The organism is Flavobacterium sp. Flavsp81 (genome assembly GCF_059491325.1).
The window spans coordinates 924906-938820 of sequence record NZ_CP168505.1 but is presented as its reverse complement, the minus strand read 5'-3'; the positions used below and the strand labels follow the sequence as shown (position 1 = coordinate 938820).

Here is a 13915-nt window from a genome sequence, read left to right as displayed (position 1 = left end):
AAATTATGAGCGAAAAAACTAAAGATGCATTTAACACTCCCGAAGAATTATCGGATATACTGTTGGTATTCGATAAAGAAAAAAAGAAAATCCTAGCGGTAAAAGGCATTGACCAAGATGGTAATCTGGAAACCGTTGAACCTACCAACAAAAATCAGAATCAGTTTATGCGGGTAGACAAGCAGGGAGATGTATTTTCAAATTTCTTTTCAAATTTTTTCAGCCAGCTGAAGGACCCAACTAATTTTTCGTTCTTCAAAATCCCTGCTCTGCTGGCTGTTGATACTTCAAAAGAGATGCAGAAACAGATTGATCGTCCGACATCTGAAGGTGAACAATTAATGAAACAACATGAAGTTAAAGAGCATAATCAAAAAAATGAAAATAATATGGAAACAGCACAAACAAATCCGGAATCAAGTGAATACAAATACAAACCGGAACAGATCGATTGGGAAACATTAAACCATTTGGGTTTAAGTAAAGAAAAACTTGAAAAAATGAGCTTGCTTGATCCGCTACTCAAAGGATACAAAACAAATGAGCTTGTACCGGTAAGTCTTAATCTTGGTACTGCAGTTACAAGAATGGATGCCCGTTTATCGCTTAAGCAAAACGACGAAGGACAGGTCGTATTGGCCATTCATGGTATCCGAAAAGAACCTAATCTGAATTATCCTTTTTTCGGTCACGAGTTCAGCAAGGAAGATAAAGACAATCTAATGCAAACGGGCAATATGGGACGCGTAGTGAATCTCACCAATCCGAAAAACAATGAGATCATGCCTTCCATTATCAGTATAGACAGGCTGACCAATGAGGTAATCGCACTGCGCACAGATTTCATTAAAATTCCCGATGAAATTAAAGGTGTAAAACTAAGCGAAGAGCAAAAACAAACTTTATTTGAAGGCAAACCGCTTACATTGGAAGGTATGGTTTCAAAGAAAGGTACTGCATTTGATGCATCTGTGCAATTTAATGCAGACAAACGTTTTGTTGAATTTCTCTTTGACAGAAATGATCCTAACAAGCAGAACCAGACGCAGGGAGCACCAAAAAACTTTAGAGATAAAGAACTCGATAATGATCAATATCAAAAACTCAAAGATGGTCACACGGTTTATATCAGCGGCTTAGTGGATAAAAAAGGAAAAGAATATAATGGATATATCACCTACAACAAAGAAACCAATAAAACAGATTTTTCATTCCAAAATCCAGATAAAATCAAAGAACAAATAAAACCTTCTGAAGCCCATAAAACACAGACTGCTGTCAATTCCGAAGGCAAAACTAACGAAGCTACCAAGAACATACAAGAGCCATTAAAATCAGCACAAACAAATCCCGATGACAACAAACAACAGCAGCAACAAGAAGAATCAAACGCACCTGCTAAATCAAAAGGGCCTAAAATGTAATAAGATATGATAACAATTATTACAGAAAAGCCTAGTGTAGCAAGAGAAATAGCCGTTATAATCAGAGCCACCGAAAAAAAAGATGGCTACCTGACAGGTAACGGCTATTTTGTTACATGGGCACTGGGCCACCTTGTAGGATTAGGAATGCCCGAAGATTACGGCATCACAGGATTTGACAAAGCATCACTGCCGATACTTCCAAACCCTTTTTTACTGACTGTCAGAAAGTTCAGTAAAAATCAAGGGGAATCTGTAGATACAGGAGCGCTAAAACAACTGAGAATCATAAGAGAGCTCTTTGACAACAGCGATAATATTATTGTTGCCACCGATGCAGGACGTGAGGGCGAACTCATTTTTAGGTACATATACGAATACTTGAAATGCAATAAACCCTTTAAGCGACTTTGGATAAGCTCCCTTACCGAAAAAGCTATTAAACTAGGTTTTGATAATCTCAAACACGGAAAAGAATTTGACGGATTATATCAGGCAGCACAAGCCAGGAGCCGTGCCGACTGGCTTGTGGGTATCAATGCCACACAAGCACTCTCCATTGCAGCAGCTAACGGGGTTTATTCACTCGGAAGAGTGCAGACACCTACATTGGCTTTAATATGCAAACGCTATATTGCAAACGCTAGTTTCAAAGTAAAAAATTACTGGCAGATACAGTTGTCCCATAACAAAGAAATGATAGATTTTAAAAGTATCTCAAAAATCAAATGGGAAGACAAAAAATTAGCCGCTGATGTGTTGAAAGCCATTGCGCGAAACCAAACGGCAATAATTACATCCCAAGTGACCAAAAGCGTTACAGAGCAGCCACCTCTATTGTTCGACCTTACCGGCCTGCAAAAAGAAGCCAATAAAAAATTAAACCTTTCGGCCGAAGAAACCCTTAACATTACCCAGAGCCTTTACGAACAGAAGTTTATCACATACCCACGGACCGGAAGCAAATACATTCCCGAAGATTTGTGGGCAGAAATTCCCCACCTTGTAAGAGCTTTACAAAAGAAGGAAAATATTAAACAAAACCTATCTCAAATAAAATGGCGCCGTTTTAATAAACATATCGTCAACGATTTGCGTGTTACTGACCATCATGGATTATTAACTACCGATAAAATCCCATCAGCGCTGAATCCAAAGGAAAATGCGGTTTATAATTTGATTGCTCTCCGATTACTCGAAGCCGTTACCGAGCCCTGTATCAAAGAGATAACTGATGTCGACTTACAGGTACTGCATTATGATTTTACATCAAAAGGCTGTAAAATTATAGAATCCGGGTGGCGTTCCATTAGCGGCAGTTTCCTTGATGATGATACAGAGCATTTAATGGATTTGCCTGAGTTGAAAAAGTACGATGAACTTAAAATAAAAGAAGCTTCCGTTCTGGAAAAGAAAACCAAACCTCCTGTGCTTTACACTGAAGCAGGCCTTTTGTCAGCTATGGAAAGTGCCGGAAATGATATCGAAAATCAAGGTGAACGCAAGATTTTGCAAAATTTAGGTATTGGTACTGCAGCTACAAGGGCATCAATTATCGAAATATTGTTCACCCGTAATTACATAAATAGGGAAAAGAAATCTTTGGTACCAACCGAAAAGGGATTATTAGTATATGAATTGGTAAAAGACAAAAAGATAGCAGATGTGGCAATGACCGCTCAATGGGAACTCGTATTGGAAAAAATCGAAAACAACGAATCGGATGCCGGAACATTTCAAAAGCAAATGGAAAATTACGCTACATCTATTGTCAATGAATTGTTGCAAATTCCCATTGCAAAAAACAATCTGCTAGACCTCATATGTCCCAAATGTAAAAGCCAACAGCTTATCATACGTGACAAAATCGTGAAGTGTCCTGAAGAAACTTGCAGCTGGATGCAGTTCCGCAATGTCTGCGGTGCGCAAATCAGTATAGACAATATTAAAAGTCTTGTCTGCAAGGGTACAACTTCACTCATCAAAGGAATGAAAAGCAGGTCAGGAAAGAAATTCGATGCGTACATCGTACTGAACGATAATGCCAAAACTACCTTTGAATTTGCCAAAAACAAAAGCTTTCCAAGTAATGGAAAATAAACCTACCATTAGCACTACGGAAATCAGAAATCTGATTTATTCCATAAACGGAAAGCAAGTGATGTTGGATAGCAACCTTGCTTCCTTGTATCAGGTGGAAACAAAGAATCTAAACAAAGCCGTAAAAAGGAATATAGAAAGGTTTCCTGCATCGTTTTGCTTTCAACTAAACGAAGAGGAAGCCGAAATCTTGAGGTTCCAAATTGGAACCTCAAGCTTGAGTTACGGTGGAAGACGCTATTTACCTTATGTTTTTACGGAACAGGGTGTTGCAATGGCATCTGCTATACTCCGTTCTAACATTGCCGTTAAGGTCAGTGTAGAAATTATGGAAGCCTTTGTAGAAATGCGTAGAATCCTTATGAGCAACGCCTCTCTTTTTCATCGATTAGATAAGATTGAATTCAAACAATTAGAAGCGGACCAAAAATTTGAAGAAATTTTTAAGGCTTTGGAAAATGATAAGCTCCATAGTGAAAAAGGGATTTTCTATAACGGGCAGGTTTTTGATGCCTATGCCCTTGTTTCCGATATTATCCGAACTGCCAAAAGTTCAATCATCCTGCTTGATAATTATGTAGATGACACCGTACTAACTTTATTAGGTAAGCGGAACAATGATGTTAGCGCGACGATCTATACCAAGAACATCAGCAATCAGCTACGACTGGATGTGCAGCGATACAACAATCAATATCCTCGGATTGAAATCGAAATTTTCCCTGATGCTCACGACCGTTTTTTAATAATTGACAATACTGAACTCTATCACATCGGAGCCTCGCTCAAAGACCTCGGCAAAAAATGGTTTGCCTTTTCAAGAATGGATATTGAGGCTGGCAGAATGCTGCAGATCTTGCACAATTCCTAAATGAACCCTCTGAAAATTCAGAGGGTTTTGTGTTCCTATCGGGCATTACAGCAGCATTCTTGTTGACAAATCCTGCCTCACAATGCCAAAGTATTCAGCTTCAGCTATGTCTCTTACCTGTTGTTATAATTTAGGCTTAATGCAAATTCTAAAAAAATTATAATATGAATACACAGCGAAAAGACCTATCGTATTTCAGCTTACGATTGCAAGAACTACTAAATACCAGTTTCCCCGAAAAAGCTACTGATCAAATGTTTATTGAACAGCGTTCCTTATTTGCTGCCAATGCTTATGAGAGCGCATTTAAGTCGGGAAACACAATTGAGCAATGTGGCGAAATAGCGAATTACATCCTGTTTGAAAACCTACATTTCTCCAGATTTGACACTGTTTTTCAGGTCGTGTGCCATGAGTTTGATACCATAATGGCAGACGAGGAACTGCGACCATTTGCACTGAAAATGTTTCCGGTCTGCGCGACTGTTTTCTCCAGTTACGAGCTAAACGATGACTTTGCATACACTAATGAGTTTGACTTGCTCTATACGGAAATAACCGGAACCATCGCAATATGGATACAGGAAAATGGGCTTCAGTAAAAAGCAGCATCTCCAACAGAACATTGATGCCCTGCGAATTGCTTTTAAACTGGAAAAGGAGAAACGGCAAGCCACCGCAGGTGAAAGACTGCTAATGATGCAATACAGCGGATTTGGCGGTCTTAAATTCGTATTGAACCCTGTGGCGAACGAAATAGACATCAATAATTGGAGAAAAACAGAACACGATCTTTTCCCGATTACGCAGGAACTCCATCAACTACTCAAAGAAAATTCAGAAGACGAAAAGCAATACCGCAGGTATGTGGATAGTATGAAAAGTTCTGTTCTGACGGCTTTTTATACACCGCCACAGGCTATAGATGCCATTTCTGCAACCTTGCGTGAAAGCGGTCTGAACATTGATAAATTCCTAGAACCCTCCGCCGGTATCGGGTCATTCATACAATCTTTTACACAAAATCAAAAAACCAATGTCACTGCTTATGAAAAAGATTTGCTAACGGGCAAGATTTTAAAACAGCTTTATTCAGAAAGCAATATCCGCATTACTGGTTTTGAAGATATCCCAGAAAAAGAACAAAACAGCTATGATGTAGTAGCCAGTAACATACCTTTTGGTGACACTTCGGTTTTCGACCTTTCCTACTCCCGAAGCAAGGACAGTGCAAAAGTACAGGCAGCGCGAAGCGTTCACAACTACTTTTTTCTCAAAGGTACTGATATGCTACGTGAGGCCGGCCTGCTTGTTTACATTACCTCGCAGGGCATTCTCAACAGCCCGTACAATGAGCCGATACGCAGGGCGCTTATGAAGGATAGTAATCTGATTTCGGCTGTTCGTCTGCCCAACAATTTGTTTTCGGATTACGCCGGAACAGCGGTTGGAAGTGATTTGATTATCCTGCAAAAGAATACTTCAAAGAAAAGTCTGACCCAAAGGGAAGATCAGTTTTGTCAAAGCAGGCAGACAGAGTACAACACACCAGGCAATGCACTCTTTCAGGACAGTACAAGAGTTGTGCATACCGAACGTAAATTAGATACCGACGCCTATGGGCAGCCTGCAGTAATCTATACGCATAAAGAAGGCCTTGAGGGAATTGCCAAAGACCTCAAACAAATGCTTTCTGATGATTTTGGAATGCACCTGAATTTTAGTTTGTATAAAAGTGAAAGTAACGCAGAATATACAGCAAAAATTCCGGGTGAAATAGCCGTTACAGCTGCAGCATTTGAACCTGTGAGCAATCAACAAAAATCGTCATCTGTTGCAATTTCTCTAACCAATCGGGGAAGCCTGCCGGAATTAAAACAATTAAGCATTTTTGACCTATTCGAAAATGAGGACGAACCTGCAATGTTAACTGTTGAACCTAAAAGAACACCCAAAGTTAAAAGGCAGAATACAAAAAAAAACAGCCGTGCGGCAGGGCGGCAAATCGACCTCTTCAGTGCGATGCAGCAACCTTACACTCCATCACTTAGAAGTGTAAATAACTTAGCAGACGAAAACAAGCAGGTAGCTACTGGAGACCTTTTTTCCAGTATTAGTAGTAATGGTCTAGCTGATTTACCAGTTATTCCCGAACCTGCTATGTATAGCGGGGAACTGCAGTCGTTCCATCGTAATGACTGCCTTGTTGTAGATAATGGTTGGGTGGGTCATCTGCAAACTGTAGATACATCAGGAAGTGTTCCTCTTTTCCACCCATTGAACTTGCCGGCGTTACAGAAAGCAAGAGCCGAAGAATACATAGCTGTACGTGATGTTTATCTACAGCTTTACAATAAGGAAGCAACGTTTCAGACTGAACAAAAAGAAGAAAGAGAAAATCTTAACTGCCTTTATGATGCTTTCGTCAAAAGATACGGCAGCCTTAATAATACCGATAATATCAAGCTCATTAAAACAGACAGCGCGGGCAAGGAAATCCCTTATTTGGAACGTGTAGTTGGCGGTGTTGTACACAAAGCCGATATATTCAGCCGTCCTGTAAACTTCTCAACCTTAAAAATAACAGCAGAGAATCCTGAAGAAGCGCTATCGGCGTCGCTGAACAAATACGGAAGGGTGGATTTGGACTATATGTGCGAAATCAGTGGTATGACGGACGATGTTTTGAAAGATGCATTATCCGGGCGTATCTACTACAATCCTCTGCAAAGGGAATATGAAATATCCGAACGCTGGATTGCAGGAAACGTGGTTGAAAAAACACAAGAGGTCAAAGCCTACCTCGAAATCAATCCTGCAGATGGCCAAGCCAAAGTAAGCCTTACCGTTTTGGAAGAATCCCGTCCAAGACGTATCGAATTTGAGGAACTCGATTTTAATTTAGGTGAACGCTGGATACCCACCGGCCTTTATGCCCGTTTTGCTTCACATCTTTTCGATGCAGATGTACATATAAATTACTCAGAAAGCTCCGATGACTTTTCGGTAAAATGCCATCAGGGGAATTTGCATATACGGGAAAAATATGCTGTCAAAGCTGAAAGCCGCACGTTTGACGGGATAACCCTTCTCAAACACGCCCTTCTCAATACCACGCCGGACATTACCAAAAAAATAATGGTTGGCGACCAAGAGGTCAAGGTACGCGATATGGAAGCCATACAAATGGCAAACACCAAAATTGATGAAATCCGCACTGCTTTTAACGAATGGCTTCACGCCCAAAACGATGAGTTTAAAAATATGCTGACCGATCAATATAACGATACCTTTAACTGCTTTGTCCGACCAAGCTATGACGGAAGCTATCAGGATTTTCCGGGACTAGACCGCAAAGCATTGGGCATTGAAGACCTGTATTCCAGCCAAAAGGACACTGTTTGGATGATAAAGCTCAACAACGGCGCTATATGCGACCACGAAGTAGGCGCAGGAAAGACGCTAGTAATGTGTACGGCTGCACAGGAAATGAAGCGTTTGGGGTTAGCCAATAAGCCTATGATTATCGGGCTAAAAAGCAACGTTCACGAAATTGCCGAAGCTTACCGCACTGCCTATCCACATGCTAAAATCCTGTTTCCGGGTAAAGAAGATTTTACACCCCAAAAACGCCTGCGAATTTTCGGGGATATTAAAAACAATGATTGGGATTGTGTCATCCTCACACACGACCAATTTGGAATGATTCCGCAATCGCCGGAAATGCAAAAGGAAATTCTCGAAATAGAATTGGATAGCGTAGAGCGTAACCTTGACGCACTGCAGTCGCAAGAAAAGGAAATTACAAGAGGTATGCTTGCGGGAGTAATAAAGAGGAAAGAAAACCTTGAAGTCAAACTTAAAACCCTGCAGCACGATATTGAAAACCGCAAAGATGATATAGTTGACTTTAAGATGATGGGTATTGACCATTTGTTCGTGGATGAAAGTCACCAATTCAAAAACCTGATGTTCAACACAAGACATACAAGAGTTGCCGGATTGGGTAATGTGGATGGAAGCCAAAAGGCAATGAATCTTTTATTTGCTATACGTACTATTCAGGAACGCATCAATGCTGATATGGGGGCAACCTTTCTTTCAGGTACAACTATAAGCAATTCATTAACTGAACTATACTTGTTATTCAAATACCTGCGACCACGAGCAATGGAAAAACAAGGTATTCACTCATTTGATTCATGGGCGGCTATCTATGCAAGAAAAACGACCGATTATGAATTTTCGGTTGCTAACAATATAGTGGCAAAAGAACGTTTCCGCTATTTTATCAAGGTACCGGAGCTCGCTCAATTTTATTCCGAAATCACGGATTACCGGACGGCAAAAGATATAGGAATTGACCGCCCCAATAAGAATGAGCTATTATATAACATTCCTCCTACACCAGACCAAGAAGAATTTATCAAAAACCTGATGGAGTTTGCCAAAACAGGAAATGCCGAATTGTTAGGAAGGCCAAAGCTAAGTGCAAGCGAAGAAAAAGCGAAAATGCTTATCGCTACGGACTATGCTCGCAAGATGTCACTTGATATGCGTATGGTAAGTGGGAAATATAATGATCACCCTGATAACAAAGCTTCGCATTGCGCAGCAAACATAGCAAAGTATCACAACCAATACAATGCGCAAAAAGGAACACAGTTCGTTTTCTCCGATCTGGGAACCTACAAGCCGAGCGAATGGAATGTGTATTCCGAAATCAAACGTAAGCTTGTAGAAGACCACGGGATAGCATCAAACGAAATTCGGTTTATACAGGAAGCTAAGACCGATAAGCAACGCAAGGAACTTATCAAGGGAATGAACGAGGGGAAAATCCGTGTGCTGTTCGGCTCAACAAGTATGCTCGGAACAGGCGTCAATGCACAGAAAAGAGCTGTTGCCGTTCATCATCTGGATACGCCGTGGCGACCTAGTGACCTTGCTCAAAGAGATGGTCGTGCTGTTCGTAAAGGCAATGATATTGCTAAATATTTTGGAGACAATAAAGTTGATGTCATTATCTATGCAGTTCAAAAATCATTGGACAGCTATAAGTTTAACCTGCTTTACAATAAACAGCTATTTATAGACCAGTTAAAAAACAACAATTTAGGCAAACGGACTATTGACGAAGGCAGTATGGACGAAAAATCTGGAATGAACTTCTCGGAATACGTAGCTATCCTCTCGGGGAATACCGATCTTTTGGATAAAGCTAACCTGGAAAAACAGATTGGAGGGTTAGAAAGTGAAAAACAAGCGTTTAACCGGTCTAAATTCAGTGCCAAATACAAGCTACGCGATTACAACGAATTACTTGAAAGCACCCAATCCCGTTTTAATCGAATGAGTCTTGATTGGGAAAACTTACAGCAACGAATTCAAAAATGTCCCGATGGTACTATCGAAAATCCTTTGAAATTAGAGTGTTTGCCTGCCAATGCTGATACGAAACAGATCGGTTCGAAGCTCAACGAGATTGCTGAGAAAGCCCGTACAGGAGGTCAATATGAAGAAATCGGTACATTGTACGGATTTACGCTTTTGGTCAAAACAGAAATGTCCGAAAAAGAAGATTTGGATAAACGAGTAAACCGATTTTTGATACAAGGTGAGAGTAATATTAAATATACCTATAACAACGGTTTAATCGCTAAAGATGAAAAGCTGGCTGCTATGAACTTCCTTAACGCACTGGAGAAGTTACCAAGCTATATAGAGCTGGAAAAAAAGAAGATTAACGAAATACAGAAAGATCTGCCGATACTTCAGGAAGTGATAAACGGTACTTGGTCTAAAGAAAGCCGACTGAGTGATTTTAAAATTGAACTTGCTGCTATTGAGCGAAAGATACAGCTGTCCCTAACTCCTGAAACCAGAGAAGAGCCTGTCGAACAGAGCGAAAAACAAAAGCAAACGTCACACATTTCGGAGGATATCATACGTACAAGTGGCATTAATGTTTCCCGTGGGCTATTGTAGTAAATAAAGTTTTTGCCATCCTTAATTCGAAACACTATGATAATACTTCTGCTATTAGTCGCTTAAGATTGGTCAAAGAAAGAACGGGGCCATTTTGCGGACTTCAGCTAGAATTTCATTTACTCGCTTTTTTTACCACTTTCCTTCTGTACCAAATGCTTTAAATCGGGATCATTCTTTATACGTTCCAATTCGGTTTGTATAACCAGTACAATATCCGTTTTTATCTGCCTGTAATTGCCCTCAATTTCCTGCTTCATATTGTCTTTCCCTTTTTCATCAATAAAAGATAAGATTTCCGGTATTTGTTGATATCCTTTAGTTTCTGAAGCAACCTTTTCATTATCCACGACAATTTCAGCATGGAAGATTTTCTGCTCGATGCGTTCATCAAAATTATCCGATACAGAACCAACAAAAAAGCCTTGTGTCAGGGTGGATATTTTGGAAGCCGGTATAAGACTGTCCAATTGAGTTGATATTGAAGTTGATGTATCGTTGCGGTTGATGCTCATGCTCTGCCTTTTCTGCAATACTTTCCCGAATCGTTCCGACAGGCTTTTTGCAGTTTCTCCGACCACTTGGCCACTAAAAATATTACCTACGGTGTTCTGAATTACCTTGCTCTCTTTGTCGCCATAATCCCTTGTAAGCTGGGAATAATCTTGAAAGCCCAAACAAACAGCCACCTTATTACTTCTGGCGGTTGCAATAAGGTTATCCAATCCTCTAAAATAGATGGTCGGCAGCTCGTCTATGATAACCGAACTTTTCAACTGGCCCTTTTTGTTAATAAGTTTAACGATACGCGAATTGTACAATCCCAATGCGGCAGAGTAGATATTTTGTCGGTCAGGATTATTGCCTACGCATAATATCTTAGGCTCTTTGGGATTGTTAATGTCCAATGAAAAATCATCGCCTGTCATAACCCAATAAAGTTGTGGCGAAATCATTCTTGACAAAGGGATTTTTGCAGAGGCTATCTGTCCCTGTAATTGGTCTTGTGCGCCTCCCTGCCAGGCATCCATAAAAGGCGATAAATAGTTTTCCAAGTCGGAATATGAAGTTAAAATCGTAAATACGTCTGAGTATTTTTTATTCAAGAGTTCAATAGCGTGTGGAAACGTACAATACTTACCGTCGTCATAAATTTTCAGATACCATATGATTGCAGCCAAAAGGATAATCGGGCTTTCGACGAAAAAATCACCCTGCTTCTGTATCCAGCTACGATTGAGGTTCAGCATTATCGTGTATGCTGCTTCGTAAGCATCCGAGATATCCGTCATGAAATCAGGATTAAGCGGATTGCAACGATGGCTCTTTCGGGGATTATCAAAGTTGATGACATAGAATTTTGGTTGTACTTTGTATTTATCGCTGTGCTTTAATAAATGATTATATGCAATGGTAGAAAGGTCATCAAATTTGAAATCGTAGATGTACATTGAGAAACCTTTCTCAATCTGCTGTTTGATATAATTGTTTACGATTGCATATGATTTTCCTGAGCCCGGAGTACCTAAAACGATCGTTGCCCGAAAAGGATTGACTATGTTAATCCACCCATTGTTCCATTTTTCTTTGTAGTAAAACTTCGTGGGAAGATTGACAGAATATTCGTTTTCCATCAATTTAGTTTCCTGCATAAAACTTTCGTTCTCGTTATTGAAAACATCGTCCATGAGATTATTACGAAGCAATCGGCTCATCCAGACTCCGGCAACCATTAAAGCGATATAACCTAAACCAGTTGTAACGATATAAGAAATTGTAGCGGTATTGACTGATAGCTTTAATAAAGCTGTGTTCAGAAAAAACAGAACAAATCCAATTGCCAAAGCAATATAAATTTTAGTCCAGGTTATATTTTGGTTCTTAACGCCCTTTGATCCAAGGCAGCTTAAAGCTAATAACACCAAGGCAAATACTTTGGTATAAAGAGTATGCGAGAACAATCCTGCGGTACGCTGAAAATTGCCTAATATTTTGTTGATTACCTCCAGTGTCCAGCCCCGATCTATAAAGTAACCGTAGCAAAACCAATAGATGTGCATCAGTATCAATAGGATACTTACTGCCCGCATAAAAGCCATAATTTTGGCTAATCCTCTTAAATCATCTTCTCCCTGCATTATTTTAAATTTTAATGTTCGGGCATGAATTTAAAAGCTGTGCAGCTAGGCTATTTCAATGTAGAAGTCATAGGCAGTGTGTGGCAGTGTTTGGCTGAATTCTTATTTCTGTCCTCTTTTGCGGTTTCTCTTTTTCTTCAATCTATTGGCAAAATCCTGCTCTTGGTAATCTTCCCCTTGAGCTTCTGGAAATAAGCCACCAAATGCATCAAACAAATTCTCGTCATGTTTTTCGGCAGTATTAAGGAAGTCGAACAAATGATGAGGTTCATTTGCTGGAAGATCTGTACTATTTGATGTCGATATTTTCGATTGTAGTTTAACCTGTCCTTTTATTTCAGGTTCGATATTGTTGTTCCAATAATCATTAAAAGTATTGGACGAAAACTCTTTGCCCAATCTTGAACCGTTCCACACTGTTTTAGAATTATGGTCTATAAAGGTAATTCCGTAAATTCGTCCTGTATCATTTCTCCGTGCTACCACGTTAATTCCTTGCTCCCCTAACCGTTTTTTAAAAGCCTCTTCGTCACTTGTTGATTGCACGGCAATGGTAACGACAGCTTTAATGGTCGGCTTTGCCACGTGGTCTTTTAATGTTTCTTTACATTTTGCATAATGCAATTCCAGAGCCGGCAGTCCGGCATTCTTTCCAAATAAAGAAGCCTTGAAAGGATGTCCGGCTCTTTCGCCTTTTTCATTCAAAGGGATATATAACAAACCCTGCTGCATTTTTCCTTTCAACTCGCCCTGCACTTTTTCGGTGGTAATATTAAAAAGAGAAAGCAAGGCATTAAATTCTCCTAAAGTTTGGAATTGATAGTAATTAGGCAGGTGACGAACTACTGAAGCTATCTGACTTTTAACATCACCTGCCTTATAATCTACAGGACGGAAAACCTTGTCTATCTGTTTATGCTCTTTATCTGTTGCTGGTATCAATCCGTATTTCCTTTCCAGTTCACGGCAGACGGTCATAGAGCGCATTTTCTCATAACTATCCGAAATCTTTTTGCCATGTTCATCAACGCACACCGATACAATATGGATATGGCTGCGGTCAATATCAGTATGTTTGAACACCACATAAGGCTGCTGTCCGTAACCCATCTCATGCATATATGTTTCTGCCATTTCTATAAACCTGTCATTACTTACTTTGTCTTTCGGATCGGGATTAAGCGAGATATGCAGCGTATGTTTCTCGGTATTGCGATTGGCTATCAGGTAAGGGGCAAAAGATTGGGCTAATTGCGCAACCGAATAAAGACCGCTAGCGGTTTCAATTATCTTATTGCCAAACAATATTTCCCCTTTTTCATTCTCAACTTTGAGCTGGTTGTAGGCTAAAGCTCCGTATAAATTTGCGCTTCTTCCGATTTTTGCTATCATTT

7 protein-coding genes are annotated in these 13915 nt (G+C 40.0%); 5 read left to right on the top strand and 2 right to left on the bottom strand.

The window, feature by feature from the left end:
• Positions 1-5: 5 nt before the first annotated feature.
• From ACEN92_RS04045 to ACEN92_RS04025, 5 genes are all read left to right on the top strand, one after another.
• Entirely contained in the window at positions 6-1424 is a 1419-nt protein-coding gene (locus ACEN92_RS04045) for a DUF3945 domain-containing protein (RefSeq protein ID WP_495641092.1), read from the top strand.
• 6 nt (positions 1425-1430) lie between these two features.
• The gene (locus ACEN92_RS04040) at positions 1431-3524 is read left to right on the top strand and encodes a type IA DNA topoisomerase (protein ID WP_495641091.1); all 2094 of its coding nucleotides are present in this window, start codon (positions 1431-1433) and stop codon (positions 3522-3524) included.
• The gene (locus tag ACEN92_RS04035) at positions 3514-4395 is read left to right on the top strand and encodes an ORF6N domain-containing protein (protein ID WP_121321445.1); all 882 of its coding nucleotides are present in this window, start codon (positions 3514-3516) and stop codon (positions 4393-4395) included. The genes ACEN92_RS04040 and ACEN92_RS04035 overlap by 11 nt, the downstream gene beginning before the upstream one ends.
• 164 nt (positions 4396-4559) lie before the next feature.
• Positions 4560-4997 (top strand): DUF1896 domain-containing protein, encoded by a 438-nt coding sequence (locus tag ACEN92_RS04030; protein ID WP_495641090.1) that lies wholly within the window; start codon positions 4560-4562, stop codon positions 4995-4997.
• Positions 4984-10383 carry a helicase-like domain-containing protein gene (locus ACEN92_RS04025; RefSeq protein ID WP_495641089.1) on the top strand — a complete coding sequence of 1800 codons (5400 nt, stop codon included), beginning with the start codon at positions 4984-4986 and terminating at the stop codon, positions 10381-10383. The genes ACEN92_RS04030 and ACEN92_RS04025 overlap by 14 nt, the downstream gene beginning before the upstream one ends.
• A 119-nt stretch (positions 10384-10502) precedes the next feature.
• Here the strand turns inward: ACEN92_RS04025 and mobC are convergent, their stop codons facing one another.
• Positions 10503-12521 carry a conjugal transfer protein MobC gene (gene mobC, locus ACEN92_RS04020; RefSeq protein WP_495641088.1) on the bottom strand — a complete coding sequence of 673 codons (2019 nt, stop codon included), beginning with the start codon at positions 12519-12521 and terminating at the stop codon, positions 10503-10505.
• A 102-nt stretch (positions 12522-12623) separates the two neighbouring features.
• Positions 12624-13913 (bottom strand): conjugal transfer protein MobB, encoded by a 1290-nt coding sequence (gene mobB, locus ACEN92_RS04015; RefSeq protein ID WP_495641087.1) that lies wholly within the window; start codon positions 13911-13913, stop codon positions 12624-12626.
• Between the last annotated feature and the right edge of the window lie 2 nt (positions 13914-13915).

Bases quoted from the DNA above. Each gene is read 5' to 3' on its own strand.
- ACEN92_RS04045 (WP_495641092.1), top strand. From the start codon at position 6: ATGAGCGAAAAAACTAAAGATGCATTTAACACTCCCGAAGAATTATCG.
- ACEN92_RS04040 (WP_495641091.1), top strand. From the start codon at position 1,431: ATGATAACAATTATTACAGAAAAGCCTAGTGTAGCAAGAGAAATAGCC.
- ACEN92_RS04035 (WP_121321445.1), top strand. From the start codon at position 3,514: ATGGAAAATAAACCTACCATTAGCACTACGGAAATCAGAAATCTGATT.
- ACEN92_RS04030 (WP_495641090.1), top strand. From the start codon at position 4,560: ATGAATACACAGCGAAAAGACCTATCGTATTTCAGCTTACGATTGCAA.
- ACEN92_RS04025 (WP_495641089.1), top strand. From the start codon at position 4,984: ATGGGCTTCAGTAAAAAGCAGCATCTCCAACAGAACATTGATGCCCTG.
- mobC (WP_495641088.1), bottom strand. From the start codon at position 12,521: ATGCAGGGAGAAGATGATTTAAGAGGATTAGCCAAAATTATGGCTTTT.
- mobB (WP_495641087.1), bottom strand. From the start codon at position 13,913: ATGATAGCAAAAATCGGAAGAAGCGCAAATTTATACGGAGCTTTAGCC.